2 protein-coding genes are annotated in these 1,689 nt (G+C 68.2%); both read left to right on the top strand.

Features of this window, described 5'->3' with window-relative positions:
* The coding region (locus IT40_RS26370) for a proton-translocating transhydrogenase family protein (protein ID WP_036761472.1) at positions 1-333 on the top strand (333 nt) is incomplete at its 5' end.
* A gap of 13 nt (positions 334-346) precedes the next feature.
* Positions 347-1,689, top strand: a 1,343-nt coding sequence (locus IT40_RS26365) for an NAD(P)(+) transhydrogenase (Re/Si-specific) subunit beta (RefSeq protein ID WP_036761470.1), incomplete at its 3' end; no start/stop codon positions are given.

Below are 1,689 nucleotides of genomic sequence, written 5' to 3'. Positions count from 1 at the left end.
CAGGTCACGCTGCTCGGCGCGGGCGCGGCGGCGATGCTGCTGGTGGGGCTGTTCGCGCCCGCGAGCTTCCTGTCGCATTTCATCGTCTTCGTGCTGGCGGTCTTCGTCGGCTTCCAGGTGATCTGGAACGTCAGCCATTCGCTGCACACGCCCCTGATGGCGATCACCAACGCGATCTCGTCGATCATCATCGTCGGCGCGCTCCTGCAGATCGGCTCGGGCGGCTGGCTGGTGGTGGTGCTGGCGGCGCTGTCGGTGCTGATGGCGGGCGTCAACATCTTCGGCGGCTTCCTGGTCACGCGCCGGATGCTCGCCATGTTCCAGAAGTCGTAAGGGGAGAGGGCGCATGGAATACGGATTCACCACCGCCGCCTATGTGGTCGCGGCCGTGCTGTTCATCCTGTCCCTGGGCGGGCTTTCCGGCCAGGAAAGCGCCAAGCGCGCGGTCTGGTACGGCATCGCGGCCATGGCGCTGGCGGTGGTCGCGACGCTGATCGGGCCGGGCTACGGCAACTGGGGGCTGACGCTGGTCATGCTGGCCATCGGCGGCGCCATCGGCTGGGTCGTGGCCAAGCGGGTGCAGATGACCGAGATGCCGCAGCTGGTCGCGGCCATGCACAGCCTGGTCGGCCTGGCCGCGGTGCTGATCGGCTTCAACGCCCAGTTCGAGCTCTCGCGGGTGCTGCGCGCCCGCGCCGCCGACGCGGCGGCCGAGTTCCACGGCTTCGCCGCGGTGCTGGCGCACAAGACCCCGGCCGAGATCGCCATGCTCAAGGTCGAGGTGGCGCTGGGGATCTTCATCGGCGCGGTGACCTTCACCGGCTCGATCGTGGCCTTCGGCAAGCTCGCCGGCAAGATCGACGGCAAGCCCCGGAAGCTGCCGGGCGGGCACATGCTGAACGCGGCTGCGGCGGCGCTGTCGCTCTTGTCGGTGATCCTTTACTGCACCGCCGGGGCGCCGGTGCTGTGGCTGGTGCTGATCACGCTTCTGGCCTTCTTCATCGGCTATCACCTGATCATGGGCATCGGCGGCGCCGACATGCCGGTGGTGGTGTCGATGCTGAACAGCTATTCCGGCTGGGCGGCGGCGGCGATCGGCTTCACGCTGGGCAACGACCTGTTGATCGTGGTCGGCGCGCTGGTCGGCTCGTCCGGTGCGATCCTGAGCTACATCATGTGCAAGGCGATGAACCGCAACTTCGTCAGCGTGATCCTGGGCGGCTTCGGCGGCGAGGCGGGCCCGGCGATGGAGATCGAGGGCGAGCAGGTGGCCATCGACGCCGACGGCGTGGCGGCGGCGCTGAACGAGGCGGACGAGATCGTCATCGTGCCGGGCTACGGCATGGCGGTGGCGCAGGCGCAGCAATCGGTCAGCGAGCTGACGCGCAAGCTGCGGGCGCGCGGCAAGAACGTGCGCTTTGCCATCCACCCGGTGGCGGGGCGTCTGCCGGGGCACATGAACGTGCTTCTGGCCGAGGCCAAGGTGCCCTACGACATCGTGCTGGAGATGGACGAGATCAACGAGGATTTCCCCTCGACCGACGTGGCGATCGTGATCGGCTCGAACGACATCGTGAACCCGGCGGCGCAGGAGGACCCGAACTCGCCGATCGCGGGCATGCCGGTGCTGGAGGTGTGGAAGGCCAAGCAGGTGTTCGTCTCCAAGCGCGGCCAGGGCACCGGCTATTC

It is taken from the genome of Paracoccus versutus (genome assembly GCF_000763885.1).
Taxonomy (GTDB): Bacteria; Pseudomonadota; Alphaproteobacteria; order Rhodobacterales; family Rhodobacteraceae; genus Paracoccus; species Paracoccus versutus.
Note: the sequence above shows the minus strand (reverse complement) of the source record. Positions and strands in the feature narration are given on the sequence as shown.